The following is a 24,498-nucleotide window of genomic DNA, read 5'->3' on the forward strand; positions in this document are numbered from 1 at the left end:
GATCAAAAATCGCACTTTTCCCACACAAAATTATAAGTATATACCCTTACCCAGCATTGACAGGCCGGGCGCGCCCATCAATTCACCCTGATTAACCTAACTGAGTTCGTTCAGATAATAGTGTTCTGCCGTCGAATACAACCCACGCCGCCATTCGACAGGACGGTCTCCATACGTGTAAGTCACTCGCTCAACGGACAGCAACGGCGTGCCTTCAACAACACCCAGCGTCTCGCTGGTCATCCGGTCTGCCGCCACGGCGCGGATCCGCTCTTCGGCGCGGATCATCCGCACACCAAAGCGCGCCTCAAACAAACCATAAAGCGATCCATGAGCGGCCTGAAGCACCTCCATGGTGAGCCCATGAAAGATCTCGCCAGGCAAATAGATTTCATCCACCACCACCGGCTTTCCGGAAAAGCGCAGCAGGCGTCGAAGAATGGTGACGGGCGCGCCGAGCTCGATCCCGAGCATTCGTGCCGCCTCATTCCCGGCCTTTGCCTTCCAGCAATCGAGCGGAATGCTGTGCGGATGAGATAGATCGCCATCCATGGGGACGAGGCGCAAGAACCTGAACAACGCGCGCGGATCGTTGTGCGATGCGACGTACGTGCCCTTGCCCTGCTTGCGGACAAGTAGGTTCTCGGCGGCCATCTCGTCGATGGCTTTTCGCACAGTCCCTTGACTTACATTAAATCGCAGTGCAAGTTCCTGCTCGCTGGGAATGGCCTGCCCCGGCCGCCATTCGGCGGACTGGAGGGCGTTGATCATCAGATTCTTGATCTGACGATACAGAGGGCTGAAGGTGGGCGATTCGGGTCGCATTGGGTTATTGAAGCACACTTTTAGAAGACAGTCCACGGCACATCTTCTATCTTATATAAGACATAAGACATGAATTGACAGTCTTCACAAATGCACCTACGATTCACGTGTTGAGCGATCACCCATTGATCACAACTTCGATTGCGCATCCGCGACGACCTGTGGGAGGCCGCGCGAGTCTGCAGCATGGTGTCGAATCACTTCTTACTAGAGGGAGTTTCATAAATGGCAAAAGCCCCCGTTCGTGTCGCAGTTACCGGCGCCGCCGGCCAGATCGGCTACAGCCTCCTGTTCCGCATCGCCAGTGGTGAAATGCTGGGCAAGGATCAGCCCGTCATCCTCCAGCTGCTTGACCTCCCGCAAGCCCAGAAGGCCGTCAAGGGCGTCATCATGGAGCTCGAAGACTGTGCATTCCCCCTGCTGGCCGGCGTGATCGCCACCGACGACCCGAATGTCGCCTTCAAGGACGCCCAAGTTGCTCTGCTCGTCGGCGCCCGCCCGCGTGGCCCCGGCATGGAGCGCAAGGACCTGCTGACCGAGAACGCCAAGATCTTCACGGTGCAAGGCGCCGCCATCGGCCAGTACGCCGACCCGGACGTCAAGGTGCTGGTCGTCGGCAACCCCTGCAACACCAACGCCTACATTGCCAAGGAAATCGCCGTCAAGTACGGCCGCGTCCAGGCCAAGAACTTCACCGGCATGCTGCGCCTGGATCACAACCGCGCCCTGTCCCAACTGGCCACCAAGTCCGGCCGTGAAGTCTCCAGCCTGAAGAACCTGGTCGTCTGGGGCAACCACTCCCCCACGATGTACGCCGACTACCGTGCGGTGACCGCCAATGGCGACAACGTCAAGAACCTGATCAACGACGAAGCCTGGAACCGCGACGTGTTCCTGCCGACCGTTGGCAAGCGTGGCGCCGCAATCATCGAAGCCCGCGGCCTCTCCTCCGCCGCCTCCGCCGCCAACGCGGCCATCGACCACATCCGCGACTGGTGGCTCGGCTCCAACGGCGAATGGGTCACCATGGGCATCCCGTCCGACGGCTCCTACGGCATCCCCGAAGGCATCATCTACGGCTTCCCGGTCACCACCGAGAACGGCGAGTACAAGATCGTTCAGGGCCTGGAAATCGACGAATTCTCCCGCGACCGCATGAACAACACGCTCAACGAACTGCTTGAAGAGCGTGACGGCGTGAAGGATCTGCTGGGCTAATTCAAGCCGCAGCAATTCAGCTTCACGACAACGCGGGGACGGAAACGTCCCCGCGTTTTTTTATGCGGCTTTTTTTGCTACCCTCCGGCCGATCAAATCAAACAATCACATCCGTCATGTCCGCCCTGCCCCATCCCGACCTCGTCCTGTTTCAGGGCGAAACCCCCTTCCCCATCCTGCCCGCAGTCGATCATTACGCCGGCAGCGAGAAGCTGATGCGCAAGGCATTGAACCTGCAGCAGGAGCTCGGCCCTGTCTTCGATATCACCTGTGACTGCGAGGACGGCGCCCATGCCGGCGCAGAGACCGAGCACGCGACCATGGCCGCCGGCATCGTGATGTCCGACGAGAATCGATTCAACCGCGTCGGCGCACGCATCCACGACATCACGCACCCCCACTGGGAGGCGGACGTGGATATTCTCGTCGGCAAGGCCGGTTTGCGCCTGGCTTTCCTAACCCTACCCAAGCCACGCAGCGTGGCCGATGTCGCCAAGCAAATCGACGCAATCCGTGATGCGGAAGCCCGCCATGGCATCAAGCGGGAGATTCCGATCCATGTGCTGATCGAGACCCATGGCGCGCTTCGCGACGCATGGGAGATTGCCGCACTCGAAAGCGTCGAATCCCTCGACTTCGGCCTGATGGATTTCGTCAGCGGCCACCACGGCGCAATCCCCGGCTCTGCGATGCGCAGCCCTGGCCAGTTCGACCACCCCCTCGTGGCACGCGCCAAATGCGACATCGCCGCCGCGGCCCTGGCCAACGGCGTTGTCCCCGCCCACAACGTCACCACAGAACTGAAAGATCTCGACTACATCCGCCGCGACGCCGAGCGGGCTCGCCAGGAATTTGGCTACCTGAGAATGTGGAGCATCCATCCCAACCAGATCGTGCCCATTGTCGAAGCCATGCGCCCGAATTTCTCCGAGGTCGAGGATGCATGCCAGATTCTCGTCGCCGCCCAGGACAAGCATTGGGGCCCGATCCAGCATGCCGGAAAATTGCACGATCGGGCCTCCTACCGCTATTACTGGGAGTTGCTGAAGCGCGCGCGCGCGACCGGCATGGAAATTCCAGCAGAAGCAGCAGCCCGCTTCTTCCAGGAATAAAAAAATGGGGCGATAAAATCGCCCCATTTTTAATTCTCACCAAACCCGCGGCTAATCGAGTCTGGCCTATTCCTTATTCCGCACCCTGCATCTTTTCAGGCAACAGGATCGAATTATCAGTGCTGTACTGATAATCGTGGAAGACGTGTTCGGCCGAAAGGATCTCGTAATTGCCGTCGGCCTTTTTGTACGACGTATCCTTCAGGCGATAAGTGTAATGTCCACAAGTCCAGACATCGAAGTTGCGCATATGGGTGCACAAACAGGTCTTGTCCATCACGGAGACCTTCTTGACCCCCGGATGCAGAGCCACCTCCTTGTTGTACGCATCGATGTACGAGCAATTGCCGCTGCTGTCGAGCAAGTAGCCATAGGCCTCACAGTTCGGGCGAATGCCCGAACCAATCGCGGGGCTTCCGGTAAGCATGCGCATCGGGTAACCGGTAGGGGAAATCTGATTGACGATGATCTCCTCTTCGCTGGCCTTGAAGTAATGCTGCTGAACATCCTCGGGCAAGCCACACTCTTTCGTCACAGTGAAGCGCGTTGCCACCTGCACTGCGCCCGCACCGCTCTCGAGGAAGGCAGCAGCATCACTGCCAGTAAAAATACCGCCCGCAGGAATCAACGGAATCTCGAGCTTCTCCTGAATCAGCCATGCACGGATCTCGGCCACGATGACAGCCAGGTCATACTTGGCCCAGTCCATGCCGAAGCCCAGGTGCCCGCCGGCCAGCGGCCCTTCCACCACGACATAATCCGGCAGACGGTTCGTACGGGCGCTCTTGCGCAGGAAGAGCTGCAGGGCGCGAAGGGACGACACGATGATGCCCAGCTTGGCATCCCGGAAGCGCGGATGATCCTCGATCAGACCGAAGGAGCCAAGATGCAGGCCCGCAGCAAGGGTGATGCCGTCCGCGCCCGCATCCAGCGCCGCCGTCAAACGCACGCGTAGGGTTTCCTTCGGCGCGTTCATCGTCAGCTTTTCCATACAGTTCACGAAGACCAGACCAGGCCCACGCTTCGCCTCCATGGTCTTGCCGACGTGCAGCATCGTGGCCTCGGCCAGTTGCCCAAGATCGAACTGGACGACCGACTTGTCTGAATTGGCCACGTTGTACTTGTACTGCCGGAGCTTGTCCTTCACATACTTGGTATTGAAACGACGATCGGCAACCGTCTTGATCATTGCATCCGAGATGTGACCGATTCCGCCCAGGCGTGCAGCCTCCAGCGCCAGATCCGCGGTGGAGATGTCCACCCCCATGCCGCCGATCACGATAGGCACCAGCTCCTGCTTGCCAAAGCGCAGACGGAAATCATCAACTCGTTTCATGAAACCCCTTCCAGACAGACATGACGCGCCACGAGGAGACGGTTCCGTTCGCGGCTAAACGTATCATTATCCCACTGCGCGGCCTCCTTGCCTCTACTTAGATCAAGGAAAATGTGTCTCCGTCACTCAGACTCGCCTTGCGAGCACCTTTCACCGACAGACGGCTCGCCGCAGTGCGGCAAATTTGTTACCTTGCCCATGCGGAAAATGTCACGGACTCCGCTAGAATCACGCCTCCTAAGCCAGTCACACCCAGATGCCGGACCCGACGCCGCCCGCCCAAGAATGCGCTGTCCTGTTTGCCGACCTTGTCGGCAGCACACAGCTATATCAGCGCGTCGGTGACAAATCAGCATTCGAGGTGGTCGACCGTAGCATCCGCGCGATGCGCATTTCTGTCGAGACCAAGGGCGGCCGGGTAGTGAAACACACCGGCGACGGCCTGATGGCCGTGTTCCGTGACGCAGACAGCGCCGCCGACGCCACACTGGCCATCCACCTGAGCATCAAGGAGCTCCCCTCCTTACCGGAACAGCGGCTTGCCGTTCGTATCGGCTTCCAGTTTGGCGCAGTCGTGGTCAGCGGGACAGATGTGTTCGGGGATACGGTTAATTTTGCAGCCCGCCTCGCCGAACTGGCTTCCCCCGGCAAGGCAATCATCTCGGCGGAGACAGCCCGTCGCCTGGGACCCGAGTGGCGCTCCGTGCTGCACCCCCTCCCCCCCGGGTCATCCGCGGCGTGAGCCGCCCGGTTGAGTTATGTGAGTTGATGTGCGAAGCGGTCGGCGAGCTGACCATCGTGCAATCCGACCATTTTCTGCTGGAAACCGAGCCCGAGCTTCACCTGTACTTCGGCAACAGCTCCGTTGTGCTGAATTCGGCGCGTCCAAGCGTCAGGATCGGCCGCGACCCCGCCGCCGACATCGTGATCAGTGACAGCCAATCGTCCCGGCGCCATGCAGAAATCGAACTGCGCGGCGACAAATTCGTGCTGATCGACCGAAGCAGCAACGGCACCTTCGTGCTGATCGAAGGCGAACGGGAGTTTCAGCTATCCCGCGAAGAGGTCGTACTACGCGGCCGCGGTCATTTCTCACCGGGCCGCAGTTGCGCCAGCAGCCCTCAGTTGATCAGCTTCGTCTGCATGTAGATCAGGCGCGCAGCGCACCCGCCAAAGCTCGACCAGCCAGCCGGACAGCCTCCCCGGCCTGCGGGAAGAACTTCCCGAGCGTGAAAAAGCCGTGAACCATACCTTCGAACTCGTGGAAGCTCACCACGCCCCCAGCCTGGCGCAAGGCATCGGCGTAAGCACGCACATCATCGGTAAGAGGGTCGCAACCCGCCGCGATGAAGGTTGCCGGAGGAAGGTCATCAAAGCGCGATGCAAGTAGCGGTGACGCACGCCAATCGTTCCAGTCGGAATCGGATGGCAGGTATTTCTCGAAGAACCATGCCAGGCTCTCCGTATCCAGGAAATAACCGCTAGCGTAGGCTCGACGGGAAGGGCGCTGGCTGAGAATGTCGGTGCACGGATAAATCAACAGCTGCAGCGCCGCCCGCGGCCCTTCTTCATTACGCAACTGCAGCGCAGTGACAGCACTCAGCGTACCGCCCGCACTGTCCCCCGCAAGCGCGAAACGAGCTGGATCGATACCGAGCATCCCGCCATTTGCCAATACCCAGACCACAGCCCGATGGGCGTCCTCCACTGCACCGGGGAACGGGTGTTCCGGCGCCAACCGGTAATCCACCGAAAGCACGGCGCATTCGCTGTAATTCGCCAGCTCTCGGCACAGCACGTCGTAACTCGGAATATTGCCGACGCACCAGCCACCGCCATGGAAATAGAAAACCAACGGAAGGCTCTCATCCGCCTTCGCATGAAGGGGGCGATACAGGCGCGCCATGATCACACCATCACGAACGTGGGTGCGCGGGATGGGCACATCGGTGATAGACGCCACCGCCGGCGCCTCGGGCCTCAGCGCAAACTGCAGCTTTTCAAAGGAATGACGGGCCTGATGCACATCCAGTTCATGGAAGCGCGGCGCGCCGACACGGTAAACCATGTCGAGCAAGGCTTTGGCTTGGGGATCGAGGGCCATGGGAGTCTGTATGGGGCAAAAGCGGCGAAGCTGAACCACCCCGTCAAGGGGCTACGAGCGCTTCACTCGTTAAATTCGAGCCGCAACTTTCGTCACGGACACACATCGGATAGAACAAAGACAAACCAATCAAAGACTTGCACTTTGAGATGAATTCTACCTGACTTCACGCCGGTCATAGCGCTCAAGCCCAAGAGCCGACATGTCGATCTCCGGCTCGCGACCGGACAGCACATTCGCCATCACACGCCCCATTCCAGCCGTCGTGGTCCTCCCCAGCGTGGCATGACCGGTGCTGAGATAAAGATTCGGCAGAGGTATCGCACCTAGCACCGGAGTACCGTCGGGCGTCATTGGTCGCAACCCTGTCCAGAATTCCGCCCCGGCAAGATCGCCGCCCTGTCCGAACAGATCGTCCGCAACGAATTCCAGCGTTCGTCGCCCAGAACGAGAACCTTCATCACCGCTCTCCGAGTTTGTGAGGCAACGACGGCCACGCCGCAACGAGCCAAACCAGCCCAGAGCCCGGAGGCAAGCAAAGATGAGACCAATGAAAAGAAGAAATCGCCGACTGGCGCCCACCGACCAAGCACGAAGTGTGCATCAAGGGCACGAGGCGCTGCCCGAAAACCTTCGACTATCGATCGATAAGCCGTTGATTGGGCAAACAAAATAGACTAAAAGCGGGGGACTTGCTAGAGTACTGCTGGTGCCGGGAGGGGGACTCGAACCCCCACACCTTGCGGCGGCGGATTTTGAATCCGCTGCGTCTACCGATTCCGCCATCCCGGCACGGGAAGCCGCGCATTATCTACGAAACTGTTACCCGTATCAACCCATGGCTTTAACCCTCGACGATTTCGACTACCTGCTCCCCCAGGAGCTGATTGCCCAAGCCCCTCTCGAACGCCGCACCGACAGTCGCCTGCTCCAGGTTTCGACCACGTTGGGCGACCTGCGCTTCTCCGATCTGCCCAGCCTGCTGGCGCCCGGTGACCTGCTCGTCTTCAACGACACCCGCGTGCTGCATGCCCGCCTTTTCGGCACCAAAGATACCGGCGGCCAGGTGGAGGTCATGATCGAGCGCCCTCTCGGCGCCCATGAAGCCCTCGCCCAGATACGCGCCAGCAAGTCGCCCAAGCCCGGCACCCGCCTGCACCTGGAAGGTGCGCTGGAGGTCGAAGTACTGGGTCGCGCCGGCGAGTTCTTCCATCTGCGCTTTCCCGCGACCGAAGACCTGGTCGAACTGCTCGAACGCCACGGCCGCCTGCCGCTGCCGCCGTACATCGAGCGCAGCGCTGGCAATGCCGACGAATCCCGCTATCAGACCGTCTATGCACGGAACCCGGGTTCGGTCGCCGCGCCGACCGCCGGCCTGCACTTCGACGAGCCTCTCCTCGCCCGCCTCGCCGAGCAGGGCGTGAATAGCGCCTACGTCACCCTCAACGTCGGCGCAGGTACATTCCAACCGGTGCGTGTCCAGGACCTGTCCGAACACCAGATGCACACCGAAGCCTACTTCGTACCCCAGGCCACGGTGGACGCCATCGCTGCCACCAAAGCGGCCGGCAAGCGCGTGGTGTGCGTCGGCACCACCAGCATGCGCGCCCTCGAATCGGCCGCGCGCAGCCGCACGCTGCAGGCGGGAGAGGCGGAAAGCGACCTCTTCATCCTGCCCGGCTACGAATTTAATGTGGCAGATGCCCTCATCACCAATTTCCACCTGCCCAAATCCACACTGCTGATGCTCGTGTCCGCTCTTGCCGGCATGGACACCATCCGCCGCGCCTACGCCCACGCCATCGAGCAGCGCTACCGCTTCTTCAGCTACGGCGACGCCATGTTCCTGACCCGGGATTCCCAATGAAATACGAACTTCTCGCCACCGACGGAGCCGCCCGTCGCGGCCGCCTGACCCTCAACCACGGCACCGTGGACACACCGGCCTTCATGCCGGTCGGCACCTATGGCTCGGTCAAGGGCATCTCGCCGCAGGATCTGCGCGACATCGGCGCCCAGATCTGCCTCGGCAACACCTTCCACCTGTGGCTGCGCCCCGGCCTGGAGGTGATGGAAGCCTTCGGCGGCCTGCACCAGTTCATGGCCTGGGACGGCCCTATCCTCACCGACTCCGGCGGCTTCCAGGTCTTCTCCCTCGGCGCCCTGCGCAAGATCAGCGAAGAAGGCGTGCGCTTCAGCTCACCGGTGAATGGCGACAAGCTGTTCCTCACCCCCGAGGAATCGATGCGCATCCAGAAGGTGCTCAATTCCGACGTGGTGATGATCTTCGACGAATGCACGCCCTACCCGGCCACGGTGACGGAGGCTGCCGACTCCATGCGCATGTCCCTGCGCTGGGCACGGCGCTCCAAGGACGAGTTCAACCGGCTCGAAAACGACAACGCGCTGTTCGGCATCGTCCAGGGTGGCATGTACGAAAACCTGCGTGACGAATCCCTCGCCGGCCTTGAGGAAATCGGCTTCCACGGCTATGCCATCGGGGGCCTGTCGGTCGGCGAGCCCAAGGACGACATGCAGCGCATCCTGCACCACACCGCGCCGCGTCTGCCTCAGCACAAGCCGCGCTACCTGATGGGTGTCGGCACGCCGGAAGACATCGTCTTCTCGGTGCAGGCCGGCATCGACATGTTCGACTGCGTGATGCCCACCCGCAATGCGCGCAACGGCTGGCTGTTCACCCGTCATGGCGACATCAAGATCCGCAACGCCCGCCACAAGTCCGACACCCGGCCGCTGGACGAAACCTGCGACTGCTATACCTGCCGCAACTTCTCCCGCGGCTACCTGCATCACCTCAATCGCCTCAACGAGATCCTCGGCGCACGGCTGGCCACCATCCACAACCTGCACTACTACCAGCAGCTGATGCGTGACCTGCGCGATGCTATTGCCAGCGGCACGCTGAGCGATTACGTCGCCCGCTTCCACCGGGAACGGGCCGGCCAGGGAGAGTAAGCGGCCTGTAAGCCGGGGATGCTTCGCCCGCCCGGCCCTTGCCGCTATAATCGCGCCTTTTACCAGCATCTCCCCATGCAGGTTTTCCGCGGAATTCCCGAACGCACCGAACACGGCTGCGTGCTCACCATCGGCAACTTCGATGGCGTGCACCGCGGCCATCAGGCGCTGCTGGCGAAACTCACCGCAAAGGCGCGCGCCACCGGCCTGCCCGCTTCGGTGCTCACCTTCGAGCCCCATCCGCGCGAGTATTTCGCCCACGAGAACCGGCCGCGCCGGCTCACCTCCCTGCGCGAAAAAATCCAGCTCCTTGCCGCCGAGGGCGTAGACCGCCTCTACATCGGCCGCTTCAACGCGCGCTTCGCGTCGCTCACCGCCGAACAGTTCATCGACGACATCCTGATCCGCGGACTCGGTGTGCGCGATCTGATGATCGGCGACGACTTCCGCTTCGGCAAAGGCCGCAAGGGCGACTTTTCAATGCTGCAGCACGCAGGCCAGACCGCAGGCTTCACCGTCGAGGCGATGCACACCCTGGTTCATGACGGCGAGCGCGTCTCCAGCTCGGCAATCCGCGACGCCCTGACCGACGGCGACATGCCCCACGCGGCCCGCCTGCTCGGCCGCCCGTACAGCATCAGCGGCCGCGTCATGCACGGCGACAAGATCGGCCGCACGATCGGCTTCCCGACCGCCAACATCCAGCTCAAGCATCGCAGCCCGCCGCTGATGGGCATCTACACCGTCAGCGTCGACGGCCTGGCCGACAAGCCCTGGCCCGGCGTGGCGAGCATCGGCGTGCGGCCCACCATCAACGACGCCGGCCGCGCAACCCTCGAAGTCAATCTCTTCGACTGGAGCGCCGACTGCTACGACGCCCATCTACGGATCAATTTCCTGCGCAAGCAACGGGACGAGGAGCGCTACGACAGCCTCGAAGCCCTCACCGCCCAGATTGCCCGCGACGCCGAAGAGGCCCGCGCCTACTTCGTCCAGAATCCCCTCTGAATTCACGCACCGACCATGTCCGACAATCGCAAGACCCTGAACCTGCCCGACACGCCCTTCCCGATGCGCGGCGACCTCGCCAAGCGCGAGCCCGCCTGGATCGCCGACTGGCAGCAGCGCAAGCTCTACCAGAAGATCCGCAAGGCATCTGCCGGCCGGCCCAAGTTCGTTCTGCACGACGGTCCCCCGTACGCCAACGGCAACCTGCACCTGGGTCATGCGCTGAACAAGATCCTCAAGGACATCATCGTCCGCTCCAAGACCCTGGCCGGCTTCGATGCGCCCTACGTGCCAGGCTGGGACTGCCACGGCCTGCCGATCGAACACAAGATCGAAGTCACCCACGGCAAGAACCTGCCCGCCGACAAGGTCCGCGAACTGTGCCGCGCCTACGCCGCCGAACAGGTGGAAGTTCAGAAGAAGGAATTCATCCGTCTGGGCGTCCTGGGCGACTGGGACAATCCCTACCTGACCATGAACTTCGCCAACGAGGCCGGCGAGATCCGTGCCCTGGCCGAGATGGTCAAGAAGAACTATGTGTTCAAGGGCCTGAAGCCGGTGAATTGGTGTTTCGACTGTGGTTCCGCCCTGGCCGAAGCTGAAGTCGAGTACGCCGACAAGAAATCGCCGACCGTCGACGTGGCCTTCCCGATCAGTGAAGCCGACGCCCCCAAGCTGGCAGCGGCTTTCGGCCTTGCCAGCCTGCCCAAGACTGCCTACGCGGTGATCTGGACCACCACCCCGTGGACCATACCGGCCAACCAGGCCCTCAACATCCACCCCGAGCACGAATACGCCCTTGTCGACGCGGGCGACCGCCTGCTGGTTCTTGCCAAGGACCTGGTGGAGGAAAGCCTCAAGCGCCAGGGTCGCGAAGGCGGCATCCTGGCGACCGCCCAGGGCAAGACCCTGGAAGGCCTGCAGTTCCGCCACCCCCTCTACGATCGCGTCGCCCCGGTCTATCTGGCCGACTACGTGGGCCTGGACGCCGGCACCGGCATCGTGCACTGCGCACCGGCCCACGGCGTAGACGACTTCAACGCCTGGCGCACCTACGGTCGTGGCAACGACGAGATCATCTCCATCGTCAAGGGCGACGGCGTTTACGTGGATGATCTGCCCTTCTTTGGCGGCATGTCGATCTGGAAGGCCAACCAGGCCATCTGCGACAAGCTCACGGAAGTCGGCAACCTGCTCTCCCACGGTAGCGTCATGCACAGCTACATGCACTGCTGGCGCCACAAGACCCCAGTGATCTACCGGGCCACCGCCCAGTGGTTCGTCGGCATGGACCGCCTGCCCACGGACGGCAAGTCCCTGCGCGAAAAGGCCCTGGCCGGTGTCGAGGCCACTGCTTTCTATCCGGCCTGGGGCAAGCCCCGCCTGCAGTCCATGATCGCAAACCGGCCCGACTGGTGCATTTCCCGCCAGCGCAACTGGGGCGTGCCCATCCCCTTCTTCCTGCACAAGGAAACCGGCGAGTTGCATCCGCGCACCGTCGAGCTGATGGAGCAGGTTGCCCAGCGCGTCGAGAAGGAAGGCATCGAGGCCTGGTTCAAGCTGGACGCCGCCGAGCTGCTCGGCGCTGAAGCCAGCCAGTACGACAAGATCAGCGACACCCTGGACGTCTGGTTCGATTCCGGCACGACCCACTGGCACGTGCTGCGCGGCTCCCACAACGACGGCCACGCCACCGGCCCCCGCGCCGACCTCTACCTGGAAGGCTCGGACCAGCACCGCGGCTGGTTCCATTCGTCTCTGCTCACCGGCGCTGCCATCGACGGCCACCCGCCCTACAAGGCCCTGCTCACCCACGGCTTCACCGTGGACCAGCAAGGCCGGAAGATGAGCAAGTCGTTGGGCAACACCATCCTGCCTCAGGAAGTCACCGACAAGATGGGCGCCGAAATCCTGCGCCTGTGGGTTGCCGCCACCGATTATTCGGGCGAACTGGCCATGTCGAAGGAGATCCTGGCCCGCGTCGTCGAATCCTACCGCCGCATCCGTAACACCTTGCGCTTCCTGATGGCCAATATCGCCGACTTCAATGCCGGCATGGACATGCTGCCGGTGGAGCAATGGTTCGAGATCGACCGCTATGCCTTAGCCTTTACCCGCCAGCTGCAGGCCCAGGCCCAGGCCGACTACGACCGCTACGAGTTCCACCGCGTAGTGCAGGCGCTCCAGACCTTCTGCTCCGAGGATCTCGGCGGCTTCTGGCTGGACATCCTGAAGGACCGCCTCTACACCACCAAGCCCGACTCCCTGGCCCGCCGCTCCGCCCAGAGCGCCCTGTGGCACGTCCTGCAGGCCGTCGTGAAACTGATGGCGCCGATCCTGTCCTTCACCGCCGAAGAAATCTGGCAATTGCTGAACCAGGACGCGGAGGACAGCGTGATGCTGCACACCTTCCACCAGCTGCCCGCCCAGAACGCCGAAGAGGCGCTGCTGGAACGCTGGAACGCGATCCGCACCGCCCGCGCCGACGTGCTGAAGGTCATCGAATCGGTCCGCACCGAAGGCAAGGTTGGCTCCTCGCTGCAGGCCGAAGTGGAGATCCGCGCAGCCGGCGCCAAGTACGACACCCTGGCCAGCCTCGCCGACGATTTGCGCTTCGTGCTGATCTGCTCTAAGACGACGCTGGTCCGAGTGGACAACGAAGCCGATGAGAGCATCCTCGTCACCCCGTCCGAGCACAAGAAGTGCGAGCGCTGCTGGCACTACAGGGAAGACGTGGGTCACGATGCGGAGCATCCGGAACTTTGTGGCCGCTGCACGTCCAACCTGTTCGGCACCGGCGAGCCCCGCTCGGCCGCCTGAATCTTGTAAAACAGCAGGAGCCCGCCCTTGAAATTACGCCTAGGCAACTGGATCGGCCTCGCGGCCATCATCGTGCTGGCCGACCAGTGGACCAAGCATCTCGTCCGCGGCGCCCTGCGCAACGGCGAAGTCATCCGCATCACTGACTTCTTCGATCTGGTACTCGCCTTCAACCCGGGGGCTGCCTTCAGCTTCCTGGCTGACCAAGCCGGCTGGCAACGCTGGTTCTTCGTAGCCCTGGCAGCCGGCATCTGTGGCTGGTTACTGCGCCTGCTGGCGCGCCACCAGCACGAGTTGCTGCAGCCGCTGGCGTTCTCGCTGATCATCGGTGGTGCCATCGGCAATGTGATCGACCGCTTCGTCTTTGGCGCGGTGGTCGACTTCCTGTATTTCCATATCGGCCGCTACGGTTGGCCGGCCTTCAACGTGGCGGACTCCGCCATCACGGTGGGCGTGATCCTGATGATCGTTGCGCAGTTGCGCGAGCATCGCCACGCCCCCGCCCAAGAGAAGCTCTCATGACCCAGATCGTCCAGCCCGACAGCTTGCTGACCCTCCACTACCGGATTTCCCTCGATAACGGGCAGTCCCTCATCAGCACCTTCGAATCCAAGCCGGCCACCATGCAGTTGGGCCACGGCGACATCGCCCCGGCGCTGGAGCGCTGCCTCGCCGGGATCACGGTCGGCGAGCACCACACCTTCCTGCTCGAGCCGGAAAACGCCTTTGGCGCGCACCGTGAAGATCTGATCGAGAAGGTTCGCCTGGAGGACTTTCCCGCCGACGCCGAAGTGGCGCCGATGGTCATCATGGAGTTCACCGCGCCCGACGGCACCCGCTATCCGGGCCTGATCCGCGAAGTCCTCGACACCCATGCGGTGATCGACTTCAACCACCCACTGGCCGGCAAGTCGATCCGCTTCGAGGTCGAAGTGATCGGCATCAACTGAACATTACCGAGGTATCCGATGGAAGTATTGCTCGCCACGCCCCGCGGCTTCTGTGCCGGAGTCGAACGCGCCATCGAGATCGTCGAACGCGCCCTCGCCCAGTTTGGCGCCCCCATCTATGTGCGCCATGAGGTCGTCCACAACCGTTTCGTGGTGGAAGGCTTGCGCGCCAAGGGCGCGGTGTTCATCGAAGAACTCGCCGACGTACCCGCCGGCAATACGGTGATCTTCAGCGCCCACGGTGTATCCCAGGCCGTGCGCACTGAAGCCGAAGCCCGCGGACTGCGCGTTTTCGACGCCACCTGCCCGCTCGTCACCAAGGTGCACCTGGAAGTCGCCCGCATGCGCGACCAGGGGCGTGAACTGATCATGATCGGCCACAAGGGGCACCCGGAGGTGGAAGGTACGATGGGTCAGGTCCGCGACGGGATCTATCTGGTGGAGTCTGTCGAAGATGTGGCGAACCTTCAGGTCACCAAACCCGACATGCTGGCCTACGTTACGCAGACCACGCTGTCCGTGGATGATGCCGGCGCCATCGTGGCTGCCCTGAGAGCCCGCTTCCCGAGCATTGTCGGCCCCAAGAAGGACGACATCTGCTACGCCACGCAAAACCGCCAGGATGCCGTGAAATTCATGGCACCGCAGTCGGATCTGGTGCTGGTGGTCGGATCTCCGAACAGTTCCAACTCCAACCGCCTGCGCGAGGTAGCCGAACTGCTGAATGTTCCAGCCTATCTCGTTGATAACGCCGCAGCCATCGACCCCGCGTGGATCGTCGGAAAACTGCGCGTCGGCGTAACCGCCGGCGCTTCAGCACCGGAGGTGCTGGTCGACTCTGTAATCGCCCGCCTGAAGGAGCTGGGCGCAGCCTCCGTTCGTCAGCTCGAAGGCGTGCCGGAAAAAGTGACCTTCCCGCTGCCGAAGGAACTCCAGGGCAACACCGGCCAACAAGAAGCTTGAGGATGTCCGCCGGGACAAGTCCCCCCCAATCCTGAAAATCCAGCGCTTGCGCCGACAACCACAAAAAAAGCCCCCGATGACACTCGGGGGCTTTTTTTATTTCAGAGCAACGGAAGAACTACGGCGCACATCAGCACTCCGCGGCCGCCAACTCACCTCAAAGGTGCGGCTGCATGATCCGCCGATAGAACTCGTGGAAGTGCTGCATCCCATCTTCATAAGGCGACTGATAGGGACCAACCTCGCTACGCCCGGCCTTCAACAGCGCAAGGCGACCACGGTCCATTCTCTCGCCAATATCGTCGTCTTCGATGGCAGTTTCCATGTAGGCTGCCTGCTCGGCCTCGACGAAATCGCGTTCGAATTCGAGAATCTCTTCCGGATAGTAGAATTCGACCACATTGGTGGTCTTGTTCACATCCGTAGGGATCAGCGTGCTCACCACCAGCACATGGGGATACCATTCCACCATGATGTTGGGGAAATAGGTCAGCCAGATGGCGCCATGCTTGGGCATCTCGCCGCCATGGTAGTTGAGCACGGCCTCATGCCAGCGCTTGTAGGCGGGAGAGCCCGGCTTCTTCAACGACGTGATGCCGACGCGCTGTACGGAGTACCATTCACCGAACTGCCAGGTTAGATCGTCGCAGGTCACGAACTGACCAAGCCCCGGATGATAGGGCTCGACGTGATAATCCTCGAGGTAAACCTCGATGAAGGTCTTCCAGTTGTAGTTGCACTCGTGAATCTCGACCTTGTCGAGCTTGTAGCCGGCAAAGTTGAGCTCACTGGCCACCTGCATGCCAGCAAGGTCCGCCGACGCCGTACGCGGCCCCTTGAACAGCAGCCCATGCCAGTTATCCAGCTGCTGGCGCTGCAGGTTGAGGCAGGGGTTCTCGGCGAAGTGCGGCGCACCGATCAACAGGCCATCCGGGTTGTAGGTCCAGCGATGGATCGGGCAGACGATATTTCGGTCGGCAACACCGGAGCCCTGCAACATGATCGCCTGACGGTGACGGCAGACGTTGGACATCTGGTAAAAGCCGTCTTCCCGGTTGATCAGCAGGTTCGAATGGTCGAGCCATTCCAGCGACCGGTATTGGTTGACTTCCGGCACCATCAGCTCGTGGCCGACGTAGCCGGGCCCCGCATCGAAGAGGAGACGCTTCTCCAATTCGAAGACCTTTTCGTCGAAATACCACGAGACCGGCAATTGGGAAACCGCCGGAGAAAGCTGTGCCTGAGAAGCGATGTCAGACATCCCGAACCCCCTGATTCAAAGCGAAAGCCCGAAACGTAAAGCACGATATTATATAGTATTACGCGTTTGACCTGTAGCCCGGCCATAGGCTATTTTTACGGTTTGCTCCTGCCTAGCCGGCCGCCCATGGTCAAATCCGCCCCCGCCAAAACGCCCAGCAGTTTCGAGTCAACGATTTCCGAACTCGAATCCATCGTCCAGGAAATGGAAAACGGGGCGCTGCCCCTCGAGCAGTCACTCGCAGCCTACGAGCGCGGCACAGCCCTCCTCCGGCATTGCCAGGACGTATTGAACAAGGCGGAGCAGAGCATTCGCGTCGTGGAAAACGGTGCAGCCAACCCGGAGCAGCCCCAGTCATGAGCACCTGCAGTTTCAGCCAGTGGATGGGCAACATCCAGCAACGGACCGAGACCGCCCTCAATCACGCACTACCAGCGGTCAACATTGCCCCAGAGCGCCTGCACCAGGCGATGCGCTATGCCGTCCTCGGCGGCGGCAAGCGCGTCCGTCCGCTGCTCGTCCACGCAGCCGGCCAACTCGCGCAGGCGGATATGGCCCGACTGGACAGGGTGGCCTGTGCGCTGGAGCTGATCCACGCGTACTCGCTGGTTCATGACGACATGCCCTGCATGGACGACGACGCATTGCGACGCGGCAAACCGACCGTTCATGTGGAATACGACGAGGCTACAGCCCTATTGGTTGGAGATGCGCTGCAAACGCTGGCCTTTCAGCACATCGCAGATGCTGCCGTTTGTGATGATCCATCTCAACAGATCGGCATGATCCGCCAGCTCGCGATCGCCTCCGGCTCGCGGGGAATGGCGGGCGGACAGGCCATCGATTTGGCATCCGTCGGACTGGAGCTCAGCCTGGCCGAGCTGGAGTTCATGCACATCCACAAGACCGGCGCCCTCATCCGCGCATCGATTGCACTTGGCGCCCAATGCGGCCGCCGGCTGGGGGAAGAGGCCATGGCATCGCTCGACCATGTCGGCAAGATAATCGGGCTCCTCTTCCAGATCGTGGACGACATCCTCGACGCCGAGGCCGACACTGCAACCCTCGGCAAAACGGCCGGCAAGGATGCCGCCAATGACAAACCCACCTACGTCAGCCTGCTCGGCGTGAGCCGCGCCCGCGAACTGGCCGAAGAAATGTGCCAGAGCGCCCTGAACAGACTAGCCGCCTTTGGCGACGACGCCCAGCGCCTGTCGGAACTCACGCGCTTCATCGTCCGTCGTCAGTTCTGAGGCCAGCAGATCGACAACAAAGAATACCCATTAACGACCCGGTATCCCGGAATGCCCTTCACAACGCAGCCCGCCAAACCTCGCACCAGTCTGCTGGACAGCATCACATCTCCTGCAGACCTGCGCCAGCTCGACCCCGGCGAACTCCCCAAGCTGGCCGACGAGCTGCGCAACTTTCTGATCGACTCGGTCTCCCGTACCGGCGGTCACCTGTCGTCGAACCTTGGAACCGTGGAGCTGACCATTGCGCTGCACTACGTGTTCAACACACCCGACGATCGCATCGTCTGGGATGTCGGCCACCAAACCTACGCCCACAAGGTTCTGACGGGCCGCCGTGAGGCCATGGCCGGCCTGCGCCAATATCAGGGCATCTCGGGCTTTCCGCGCCGCTGCGAGAGCCCGTATGACACCTTCGGCACCGCCCATTCGTCAACTTCGATCTCCGCGGCCCTCGGCATGGCCGAAGCAGCCCGCCTGCGCGGCGAGGACCGACGCGCCATTGCAGTCATCGGCGACGGCGCGATGTCGGCTGGCATGGCTTTCGAGGCCCTGAACAACGCCGGTGACATCAGCGACACCAATCTATTGGTCATTCTCAACGACAACGAGATGTCCATCTCACCACCTGTCGGCGCACTCAACAAGCACTTGTCCCGCCTGCTCTCGGGCCGCCTCTACAACGGAGCGCGGACCATCGGCAAGCGATTCCTCGAAAACCTCCCGCCGCCGGTTTTCGAGTTCGCAAAGCGCACTGAAGAACACGTAAAGGGCATGGTGATGCCCGGCACTATGTTCGAGGAGTTCGGCTTCAATTACATTGGCCCCATTGACGGCCACGATCTTGAAGCCCTCCTGCCGACACTGCAGAACCTGCGCACTCTCAAGGGCCCTCAGTTCCTTCACGTCATCACCCGCAAGGGGCAGGGCTACAAGCTCGCCGAGGCCGATCCGATCCTGTATCACGGCGTCTCCAAGTTCGACCACGCCGCCGGCATCACGGCGGGAAAGAGCGGTGGCAAACTCACCTACACACAGGTTTTCGGCGACTGGCTGTGCGATATGGCAGCCATCGACAAGCGCCTGGTTGCAATTACCCCTGCCATGCGCGAGGGGTCGGGCATGGTCCGCTTCGCCAATGAATACCCGGATCGTTATTACGATGTCGGGATCGCCGAGCAACACGCCCTGACTTTCGGCGCAGGCCTGGCCTGCGAAGGCCTCAAGCCCGTAGTGGCCATCTACTCGACCTTCCTGCAGCGCGCCTACGATCAGCTGATCCACGACATCGCCCTGCAGAATCTGCCGGTCATGCTGGCCATTGATCGGGCTGGGCTGGTGGGTGCCGACGGTGCTACCCACCACGGCGCGTTCGACATTTCCTACCTTGCTTGCATTCCCAACCTGACCATTTTCTGCCCGGCAGACGAAAACGAATGCCGGCAGATGCTCTACACGGCCTACCAGCACGACGGTCCAACCGCCGTCCGCTACCCGCGCGGCAGCGGCCTGGGAATCCAGCCAGCCAAGCTCATGCAGGCCCTGCCCATCGGCAAAGGCGAAATCCGTCGAAGCGGAACCCGCTACGCCCTACTCGCCTTTGGCAGCCTGCTCGGCACTGCGCTGGGGGTTGCAGAAACGCTTGACGCCACCGTTGCCAACATGCGCTTTGTGAAGCCCATCGACCGGGAACTCATTCTCGAACTGGCCGACAACCACGAAGTCCTTGTAACGCTCGAGGAAAACGCCACCATCGGCGGCGCCGGATCTGAAGTTATCCGGGTGCTGAAGGAAGCTGGCAAAACGGTCAAGGTTCTACAACTGGGCCTGCCCGACCGCTTCATCGACCACGGTGACCAGCAGCAATTGATGGAAGAAATCGGGCTCGACGCAGCAGGCATCCTCAAGCGCATAGAAGACGGCGGCCAGACGAATAGTTGAGCGCTTTTGTCGGGAATGATAGGATCAAAGCCATAGAGGGGCGCCAGACCCCCATTCCCCAACGAGATTTACCGAGAACAGTCATGACCACCTGCGAAGCCGCAACCCCCATTCCCGACGTACAGAACTCTGCCGACTCACGCCAACTGGCCATCAATAAGGTGGGCATCAAGGCGATCCGCCACCCTATCAAGGTTCAGGACAAGAAGAGCGGCGGCATCCAGCACACCATCGCGGTGTTCAACATGTACGTGGGCCTGCCCCACAATTTCAAGGGGACGCACATGTCCCGCTTCGTGGAGATCCTCAACAGCCACGAACGGGAAATCTCCGTCGAGTCCTTCGAGCCGATGCTGCGGGAGATGATCAGGAAACTCGAGGCCGAAACCGGCCACGTGGAAATGACCTTCCCCTATTTCGTCAACAAGGCCGCCCCTGTCTCGGGCGTGCAAAGCCTGATGGACTATGAAGTCACCTTCATCGGAGAAATCAGTGAGGGGGGCAATTACGAGTTCACGATGAAGGTTGTCGTCCCCGTGACCAGTCTCTGCCCGTGCTCCAAGAAGATTTCCGAGTACGGCGCCCACAACCAGCGTTCCCACGTCACCGTGACCGCCACCACCAACAACCACCTGTGGATCGAGGAACTGGTCCAACTCGTCGAAGAGCAGGCTTCCTGCGAACTCTACGGGCTGCTCAAGCGCCCCGACGAAAAGTTCGTCACCGAGCGCGCCTACGACAACCCCAAGTTCGTCGAGGACATGGTCCGGGACGTTGCTGGCGCCCTCAACCGGGAAGGCCGAATCGATGCCTACGTTGTCGAATCCGAGAATTTCGAGTCGATCCACAACCATTCGGCCTACGCACTGATCGAACGGAACAAGCGCGCCTGATCGGAAGACTCGCAGCAAATACAAGCCGCAAGGAGCAAAAAAAACGGAACCCGAGGGTTCCGTTTTTTTGTACCGCGGAAACTTAGGCCTTGGCGGCAGCCTTGGCAGCGAAGGACTTGTAGTCCAGCTTTTCCTTGATACGGGCAGACTTGCCGGAGCGGCTGCGCAGGTAGTACAGCTTGGCGCGACGCACATCACCACGACGCTTCACTTCGATGCTGGCAACCAGCGGGGAGTAGGTCTGGAACGTACGCTCCACGCCTTCGCCGGAAGAGATCTTGCGAACGATGAAGGCGGAGTTGAGGCCGCGATTGCGCTTGGCGATCACGACGCCTTCGTAAGCCTGCAGACGCTCACGGTTACCTTCCTTGACCTTGACCTGCACGATAACGGTGTCGCCAGGGGCGAATTCCGGAATCGTCTTGCCTTGGGTCAGGCGGGTGATTTCTTCCTGTTCGAGCTGCTGAATGAGGTTCATGCGTAACTCCTGAAAAATATGGGCCAGTGGCCTTTCGTGCAGAGCAGGTCGCCACCTGATACACGGCTTTGTTATGGAAGCTGGAAATCAACCCTCCAGCTTCCCTTCAGCCTGCCGGAATGCATCCAGCAAACGAATCTCTTCCTTGCTCAACTTGCGCTCAGTAAGCAAATCCGGTCGGCGCAACTCCGTGCGCCCCAAAGACTGCTGCAAGCGCCAGCGCCGGATCTCGGCATGATTGCCGGACATGAGGACACCGGGCACTGACATCCCTTCGTACTCGACCGGCCGCGTGTAGTGCGGGCAATCGAGCAGACCGTCAACGAAGGAATCCTCGATGGCGGAGTCTTCATCGTTCAATGCCCCGGGCAACTGCCGGATCATAGAGTCGAGCAAAACCATTGCCGGCAACTCCCCCCCCGAAAGGACAAAGTCACCCAGCGAAATCTCTTCATCCACGCAGCGATCGATCAAACGCTGATCGACCCCTTCGTAGCGACCACAAAGCAGCACGAGGGCAGGCTCGGCCACCAGTTCCAGCACGCGCTGGTGGTCCAACGGACGCCCTTGCGGAGACAGATAGATCACCCGCCCCGCGACGCCCGCGCTCTCCACCTGACGCGCCTGAGCAGCCCTGATGGATTTTTCCAGAGGCCCCGGCAGCATCACCATCCCGGGCCCACCGCCATAGGGGCGGTCATCCACGGTGCGGTAGCGATCTTCAGCAAAATCCCGCGGATTCCAGCAATTCAGCTCGTAAAGCCCACGCTCCCGCGCACGCCCTGTAATGCCGAACTCCGACAGCGCGGCAAACATCTGGGGAAACAGGCTTACGACATCGTAGGCCTTGCGGCCGCCGAACACCGTCACCAGTCCGCCTCCCAATCCACTCGGATGCGGCGCCCGTCCGCATCCACTTCAGTCACATAGCTGGCGACGAAGGGGATCAACCGTTCGAGATCGCCATCCTGCACCTGAAGCACATCATGGGCTCCGGTGGACAGCAACCCTTTCACGACACCCAGGCGCGCCTCAGACGCATTGAATACTTCCAGACCAATCAGATCGGCCCAGTAATATTCATCTTTATCCGGCCTCGGCAATGCTTCCCGCGGTACGGCGATGTATAAACCGTCAATGGCTTCAGCCGAATCGCGGTCCGGAACCTCTCCAAAAGCAGCCACCAGCCCCCCTGCTTTGCCGTGGGCCTTGCAGCCCTTCAGCGTGTAGGGGGTCCAGTCGTTGCCATCGGGATCAGGTCCGATCCACCATTGCGGCATTTTTTTCCATGACAAAGGATCATCCCCGAAAGGATGAACCTTTACCCAGCCTCCCACGCCAAACGGGGCGACGATCCGCCCCAGCACGATCATCTGCACGGCAACCGGAAGACCAGGATGCTGCTCAACCAACTCAGGCTGCAACCTTGGAGGCTTGCTTGACCAGACGGGAGACGGTCTCGGACAGCTGAGCGCCGTTACCCTGCCAGTGAGCCAGGCGCTCGGCGTTCACGACGAGGCCAACGGCGCTGCCGGAAGCAACCGGGTTGTAGTAGCCGATGCGCTCGATGAAACGGCCATCGCGACGATTACGGGAATCGGCGGCAACGATGTTGTAGAAAGGACGCTTCTTGGAGCCGCTACGGGCGAGACGAATGACAACCATGACTGTGCTTGATCCGATGGAATGGAAAAACGCTAGATATTAAATGACGACGAAGGAAACCGCAAGAAAACAGCTGACTAAATTCCGACCCCGCCCCACGATTATCGCCAAATCCCTCTTGCAGCCCTATCAGACTGGCGCGGGGCCATATCAGCACCTGTTTGCAGGGAAGTTATTTACAATATGCTCTTGGCCAAAACACACGACAGGCAATGAGCGCCGCCGACTCCCCCCTTTCAGACCGCACCGCTCCCGTCTTCGACTGGCTCGCCGTCGAGCTCTCTCCGGACGCAGAGCTTGAACTGGCGGCCTTTGTACGCCACATCGAGGATCTGACCCGCCCCGAAGTCGGCAAGGGGCAATTGCAGCGCTGCATGGACCTACTGCAGGCGCGAGGCATGCAGATCAGCCGGATGTTCCGGGAGAAGTTGGCGTCGACCGCCCTACCTCTGAACGCCAGCTTCCATCGCTCGGCAACACGTCTGGTATCAGCGTTCGGCAAACTCGCCACGGGGTATGAAGACAGCCTGAACGACATACGCCACCGAACCGCCAAGAACATCCACCAATCGCCCCAGGCCATTTGCGCCAAGGGGCTCGAGATTCTGGGCGAGCAGTTTGCCGTTGCCCATCTGGCTGGCAATAGCGCCCCGTACGGCTTCTGGCTGCGGGCGCACACCCTTTTTCTGGGATGCCAGACAACGGGCAACGGCAACAACAGTGCCGATGCGGAGGCCGCCTACAAGTTCCTCCTAACATTCTCCGCAGCCCAACCTGAAGGCCTCACAGGTGCCGAGACTTGCTGGCTGGCTGCGCTGCTGAATTCTGTCGCTGGCGACACAAGCATCAGCTACACGCCACCTGGCGAGAATGACTTAGGCTGGTTCTGGATCGATCCGGATCAGGACACCCCCCCGATTTCGGACAACCGGCGCCCACCGCCTCCGGTCGAGGGGCTGATCTACTTTTCTGCGGAAGAGCTCGCTCGCAAGGCGACCGCATGGATAGAAGCGCTGGAGGCCAGCCCTCCCGATCTCAATGGACTTCCCACAGGGCTTCCTGCGACAGAAGCCGCGACCCTGTTACGCAGAGTAAGGGAATACTGGGCCACGCCACCATGCCGAGAACACTCCCGACGCCGCAACCAGTACGCCGTTCGGGTTTGCACTGGCCTAGAGGGAATCTGGAAGATGCTCCGCGAGACTGGCGCAGCACGGCAAGAGCCGCACACGTCGGAATGGATGGTAGTCAACGAGAGTCCGACAGGTTATGCAATCATGCAGGTCACTGGAACGGCGTCGGAACTAGCAGCCGGCATGGCGCTGGCGCTACGTCGTAACGAGGACGACCCTTGGACCCTGTGTGTTGTACGCTGGATCCGTACGGAAACCCCCGAGCAGGTCGAACTAGGGCTACAGGTCATAGCCAATACCGCCAAGCCCGTGACAGTCGGCTTCCGCAGCGGAACCCAAACGCGCCCGATGCGTCCTGCGCTAGTCCTCCCCCCCATTGCCGCACTAGGGCGCCAGCAAGCCATACTGGCCCCCGCCGGAACCTATTCTGCGCGGCGCTTCATGCTGGTATCCGACACCAATCGACTCTATGTGGCGCAGGGGCGGCTACTGAGCCTCGACATGCAAACATCCTCCATCGAACTGTTCCAGTACGAGATTGACCCTTATCCTCTTTAAGGTG

General features: G+C 61.3%; 25 protein-coding genes and 1 tRNA gene. 16 read left to right on the forward strand and 10 right to left on the reverse strand.

The features are described 5' to 3' along the window. Positions 1-96: 96 nt before the first annotated feature. Positions 97-825 (reverse strand): GntR family transcriptional regulator, encoded by a 729-nt coding sequence (locus AC1PQG_RS14375; RefSeq protein ID WP_481118226.1) that lies wholly within the window; start codon positions 823-825, stop codon positions 97-99. Positions 826-1,050: 225 nt separating this feature from the next. Here AC1PQG_RS14375 and AC1PQG_RS14380 point away from each other — a divergent pair, with 225 nt between their 5' ends. Then, positions 1,051-2,043: a malate dehydrogenase gene (locus tag AC1PQG_RS14380; RefSeq protein WP_481118525.1), complete on the forward strand. Its 993-nt coding sequence runs from the start codon at positions 1,051-1,053 to the stop codon at positions 2,041-2,043. A gap of 116 nt (positions 2,044-2,159) precedes the next feature. Then, positions 2,160-3,155 (forward strand): HpcH/HpaI aldolase/citrate lyase family protein, encoded by a 996-nt coding sequence (locus AC1PQG_RS14385; RefSeq protein ID WP_481118526.1) that lies wholly within the window; start codon positions 2,160-2,162, stop codon positions 3,153-3,155. Positions 3,156-3,228: 73 nt separating this feature from the next. On the opposite strand, the gene AC1PQG_RS14390 is transcribed toward AC1PQG_RS14385, so the two are convergent. Further along, on the reverse strand, positions 3,229-4,491 hold the full coding sequence (locus tag AC1PQG_RS14390) for a nitronate monooxygenase (RefSeq protein WP_481118527.1): 1,263 nt from the start codon (positions 4,489-4,491) through the stop codon (positions 3,229-3,231). A 256-nt stretch (positions 4,492-4,747) separates the two neighbouring features. Here AC1PQG_RS14390 and AC1PQG_RS14395 point away from each other — a divergent pair, with 256 nt between their 5' ends. Together AC1PQG_RS14395 and AC1PQG_RS14400 are read left to right on the forward strand one after the other, a co-directional pair. Then, positions 4,748-5,233, forward strand: a complete 486-nt coding sequence (locus AC1PQG_RS14395; protein WP_481118528.1) for an adenylate/guanylate cyclase domain-containing protein — start codon at positions 4,748-4,750, stop codon at positions 5,231-5,233. Continuing rightward, the gene (locus AC1PQG_RS14400) at positions 5,230-5,640 is read left to right on the forward strand and encodes an FHA domain-containing protein (protein ID WP_481118529.1); all 411 of its coding nucleotides are present in this window, start codon (positions 5,230-5,232) and stop codon (positions 5,638-5,640) included. The genes AC1PQG_RS14395 and AC1PQG_RS14400 overlap by 4 nt, the downstream gene beginning before the upstream one ends. A gap of 1 nt (position 5,641) precedes the next feature. Here AC1PQG_RS14400 and AC1PQG_RS14405 read toward each other — a convergent pair whose 3' ends face one another. The 3 genes from AC1PQG_RS14405 to AC1PQG_RS14415 form a co-directional block, all read right to left on the reverse strand. After that, positions 5,642-6,595: an alpha/beta hydrolase gene (locus AC1PQG_RS14405; protein ID WP_481118530.1), complete on the reverse strand. Its 954-nt coding sequence runs from the start codon at positions 6,593-6,595 to the stop codon at positions 5,642-5,644. 156 nt (positions 6,596-6,751) lie between these two features. Further along, positions 6,752-7,177: an FAD-dependent oxidoreductase gene (locus AC1PQG_RS14410; RefSeq protein ID WP_481118531.1), complete on the reverse strand. Its 426-nt coding sequence runs from the start codon at positions 7,175-7,177 to the stop codon at positions 6,752-6,754. A gap of 125 nt (positions 7,178-7,302) precedes the next feature. Further along, a tRNA-Leu gene (locus AC1PQG_RS14415) sits at positions 7,303-7,387 on the reverse strand. 46 nt (positions 7,388-7,433) lie between these two features. Here AC1PQG_RS14415 and queA point away from each other — a divergent pair. The 7 genes from queA to ispH all read left to right on the forward strand — a co-directional run bounded on the left by queA (position 7,434) and on the right by ispH (position 15,312). After that, the gene (gene queA, locus AC1PQG_RS14420; RefSeq protein ID WP_481118532.1) at positions 7,434-8,462 is read left to right on the forward strand and encodes a tRNA preQ1(34) S-adenosylmethionine ribosyltransferase-isomerase QueA; all 1,029 of its coding nucleotides are present in this window, start codon (positions 7,434-7,436) and stop codon (positions 8,460-8,462) included. Continuing rightward, entirely contained in the window at positions 8,459-9,571 is a 1,113-nt protein-coding gene (tgt, locus tag AC1PQG_RS14425) for a tRNA guanosine(34) transglycosylase Tgt (RefSeq protein WP_481118533.1), read from the forward strand. The genes queA and tgt overlap by 4 nt, the downstream gene beginning before the upstream one ends. Before the next feature lie 75 nt (positions 9,572-9,646). Continuing rightward, positions 9,647-10,579, forward strand: a complete 933-nt coding sequence (locus AC1PQG_RS14430; RefSeq protein WP_481118534.1) for a bifunctional riboflavin kinase/FAD synthetase — start codon at positions 9,647-9,649, stop codon at positions 10,577-10,579. Between the two features lie 15 nt (positions 10,580-10,594). Further along, complete coding sequence (gene ileS / locus AC1PQG_RS14435) at positions 10,595-13,399, forward strand: isoleucine--tRNA ligase (protein WP_481118535.1); 2,805 nt, start codon at positions 10,595-10,597, stop codon at positions 13,397-13,399. Positions 13,400-13,426: 27 nt separating this feature from the next. Next, positions 13,427-13,921 carry a signal peptidase II gene (gene lspA / locus AC1PQG_RS14440; protein ID WP_481118536.1) on the forward strand — a complete coding sequence of 165 codons (495 nt, stop codon included), beginning with the start codon at positions 13,427-13,429 and terminating at the stop codon, positions 13,919-13,921. Continuing rightward, complete coding sequence (locus tag AC1PQG_RS14445) at positions 13,918-14,349, forward strand: FKBP-type peptidyl-prolyl cis-trans isomerase (protein WP_481118537.1); 432 nt, start codon at positions 13,918-13,920, stop codon at positions 14,347-14,349. The genes lspA and AC1PQG_RS14445 overlap by 4 nt, the downstream gene beginning before the upstream one ends. Before the next feature lie 18 nt (positions 14,350-14,367). Further along, entirely contained in the window at positions 14,368-15,312 is a 945-nt protein-coding gene (ispH, locus tag AC1PQG_RS14450; protein ID WP_481118538.1) for a 4-hydroxy-3-methylbut-2-enyl diphosphate reductase, read from the forward strand. Between the two features lie 157 nt (positions 15,313-15,469). On the opposite strand, the gene AC1PQG_RS14455 is transcribed toward ispH, so the two are convergent. Beyond that, complete coding sequence (locus tag AC1PQG_RS14455; RefSeq protein ID WP_481118539.1) at positions 15,470-16,573, reverse strand: aromatic ring-hydroxylating oxygenase subunit alpha; 1,104 nt, start codon at positions 16,571-16,573, stop codon at positions 15,470-15,472. Between the two features lie 126 nt (positions 16,574-16,699). Between AC1PQG_RS14455 and xseB the strand changes: the two genes are divergently transcribed. The 4 genes from xseB (at position 16,700) to folE2 (ending at position 20,660) form a co-directional block, all read left to right on the forward strand. Next, positions 16,700-16,933: an exodeoxyribonuclease VII small subunit gene (gene xseB, locus AC1PQG_RS14460; RefSeq protein ID WP_481118540.1), complete on the forward strand. Its 234-nt coding sequence runs from the start codon at positions 16,700-16,702 to the stop codon at positions 16,931-16,933. Then, positions 16,930-17,826: a polyprenyl synthetase family protein gene (locus AC1PQG_RS14465; protein ID WP_481118541.1), complete on the forward strand. Its 897-nt coding sequence runs from the start codon at positions 16,930-16,932 to the stop codon at positions 17,824-17,826. The genes xseB and AC1PQG_RS14465 overlap by 4 nt, the downstream gene beginning before the upstream one ends. Before the next feature lie 51 nt (positions 17,827-17,877). Further along, positions 17,878-19,767: a 1-deoxy-D-xylulose-5-phosphate synthase gene (gene dxs, locus AC1PQG_RS14470; protein ID WP_481118542.1), complete on the forward strand. Its 1,890-nt coding sequence runs from the start codon at positions 17,878-17,880 to the stop codon at positions 19,765-19,767. Between the two features lie 83 nt (positions 19,768-19,850). Then, positions 19,851-20,660 (forward strand): GTP cyclohydrolase FolE2, encoded by an 810-nt coding sequence (gene folE2 / locus AC1PQG_RS14475; RefSeq protein WP_481118543.1) that lies wholly within the window; start codon positions 19,851-19,853, stop codon positions 20,658-20,660. An 82-nt stretch (positions 20,661-20,742) separates the two neighbouring features. Here the strand turns inward: folE2 and rplS are convergent, their stop codons facing one another. From rplS to rpsP, 4 genes are all read right to left on the reverse strand, one after another. Further along, positions 20,743-21,138 carry a 50S ribosomal protein L19 gene (gene rplS / locus AC1PQG_RS14480; RefSeq protein ID WP_481113704.1) on the reverse strand — a complete coding sequence of 132 codons (396 nt, stop codon included), beginning with the start codon at positions 21,136-21,138 and terminating at the stop codon, positions 20,743-20,745. A gap of 87 nt (positions 21,139-21,225) precedes the next feature. Then, complete coding sequence (gene trmD, locus AC1PQG_RS14485; RefSeq protein ID WP_481118544.1) at positions 21,226-22,008, reverse strand: tRNA (guanosine(37)-N1)-methyltransferase TrmD; 783 nt, start codon at positions 22,006-22,008, stop codon at positions 21,226-21,228. After that, positions 22,005-22,511 carry a ribosome maturation factor RimM gene (gene rimM, locus AC1PQG_RS14490; RefSeq protein WP_481123010.1) on the reverse strand — a complete coding sequence of 169 codons (507 nt, stop codon included), beginning with the start codon at positions 22,509-22,511 and terminating at the stop codon, positions 22,005-22,007. Before rimM ends, trmD begins: the two co-directional genes overlap by 4 nt. Before the next feature lie 40 nt (positions 22,512-22,551). After that, complete coding sequence (rpsP, locus tag AC1PQG_RS14495; protein ID WP_481113703.1) at positions 22,552-22,803, reverse strand: 30S ribosomal protein S16; 252 nt, start codon at positions 22,801-22,803, stop codon at positions 22,552-22,554. Positions 22,804-23,015: 212 nt separating this feature from the next. Between rpsP and AC1PQG_RS14500 the strand changes: the two genes are divergently transcribed. Continuing rightward, a complete protein-coding gene (locus AC1PQG_RS14500) occupies positions 23,016-24,494 on the forward strand; it encodes a hypothetical protein (protein WP_481118545.1) in 1,479 nt (492 codons plus the stop codon). Positions 24,495-24,498: the final 4 nt, after the last annotated feature.

The sequence above is a fragment of the Zoogloea sp. GDB6 genome (genome assembly GCF_056724105.1).

Excerpts from the sequence above, each read along its gene's own strand:
- AC1PQG_RS14375 (WP_481118226.1), bottom strand. The coding sequence starts at position 825 with ATGCGACCCGAATCGCCCACCTTCAGCCCTCTGTATCGTCAGATCAAG.
- AC1PQG_RS14380 (WP_481118525.1), top strand. The coding sequence starts at position 1,051 with ATGGCAAAAGCCCCCGTTCGTGTCGCAGTTACCGGCGCCGCCGGCCAG.
- AC1PQG_RS14385 (WP_481118526.1), top strand. The coding sequence starts at position 2,160 with ATGTCCGCCCTGCCCCATCCCGACCTCGTCCTGTTTCAGGGCGAAACC.
- AC1PQG_RS14390 (WP_481118527.1), bottom strand. The coding sequence starts at position 4,491 with ATGAAACGAGTTGATGATTTCCGTCTGCGCTTTGGCAAGCAGGAGCTG.
- AC1PQG_RS14395 (WP_481118528.1), top strand. The coding sequence starts at position 4,748 with ATGCCGGACCCGACGCCGCCCGCCCAAGAATGCGCTGTCCTGTTTGCC.
- AC1PQG_RS14405 (WP_481118530.1), bottom strand. The coding sequence starts at position 6,595 with ATGGCCCTCGATCCCCAAGCCAAAGCCTTGCTCGACATGGTTTACCGT.
- queA (WP_481118532.1), top strand. The coding sequence starts at position 7,434 with ATGGCTTTAACCCTCGACGATTTCGACTACCTGCTCCCCCAGGAGCTG.
- tgt (WP_481118533.1), top strand. The coding sequence starts at position 8,459 with ATGAAATACGAACTTCTCGCCACCGACGGAGCCGCCCGTCGCGGCCGC.
- AC1PQG_RS14430 (WP_481118534.1), top strand. The coding sequence starts at position 9,647 with ATGCAGGTTTTCCGCGGAATTCCCGAACGCACCGAACACGGCTGCGTG.
- ileS (WP_481118535.1), top strand. The coding sequence starts at position 10,595 with ATGTCCGACAATCGCAAGACCCTGAACCTGCCCGACACGCCCTTCCCG.
- AC1PQG_RS14445 (WP_481118537.1), top strand. The coding sequence starts at position 13,918 with ATGACCCAGATCGTCCAGCCCGACAGCTTGCTGACCCTCCACTACCGG.
- ispH (WP_481118538.1), top strand. The coding sequence starts at position 14,368 with ATGGAAGTATTGCTCGCCACGCCCCGCGGCTTCTGTGCCGGAGTCGAA.
- AC1PQG_RS14455 (WP_481118539.1), bottom strand. The coding sequence starts at position 16,573 with ATGTCTGACATCGCTTCTCAGGCACAGCTTTCTCCGGCGGTTTCCCAA.
- xseB (WP_481118540.1), top strand. The coding sequence starts at position 16,700 with ATGGTCAAATCCGCCCCCGCCAAAACGCCCAGCAGTTTCGAGTCAACG.
- AC1PQG_RS14465 (WP_481118541.1), top strand. The coding sequence starts at position 16,930 with ATGAGCACCTGCAGTTTCAGCCAGTGGATGGGCAACATCCAGCAACGG.
- dxs (WP_481118542.1), top strand. The coding sequence starts at position 17,878 with ATGCCCTTCACAACGCAGCCCGCCAAACCTCGCACCAGTCTGCTGGAC.
- folE2 (WP_481118543.1), top strand. The coding sequence starts at position 19,851 with ATGACCACCTGCGAAGCCGCAACCCCCATTCCCGACGTACAGAACTCT.
- rplS (WP_481113704.1), bottom strand. The coding sequence starts at position 21,138 with ATGAACCTCATTCAGCAGCTCGAACAGGAAGAAATCACCCGCCTGACC.
- rimM (WP_481123010.1), bottom strand. The coding sequence starts at position 22,511 with ATGATCGTGCTGGGGCGGATCGTCGCCCCGTTTGGCGTGGGAGGCTGG.
- rpsP (WP_481113703.1), bottom strand. The coding sequence starts at position 22,803 with ATGGTTGTCATTCGTCTCGCCCGTAGCGGCTCCAAGAAGCGTCCTTTC.
- AC1PQG_RS14500 (WP_481118545.1), top strand. The coding sequence starts at position 23,016 with ATGAGCGCCGCCGACTCCCCCCTTTCAGACCGCACCGCTCCCGTCTTC.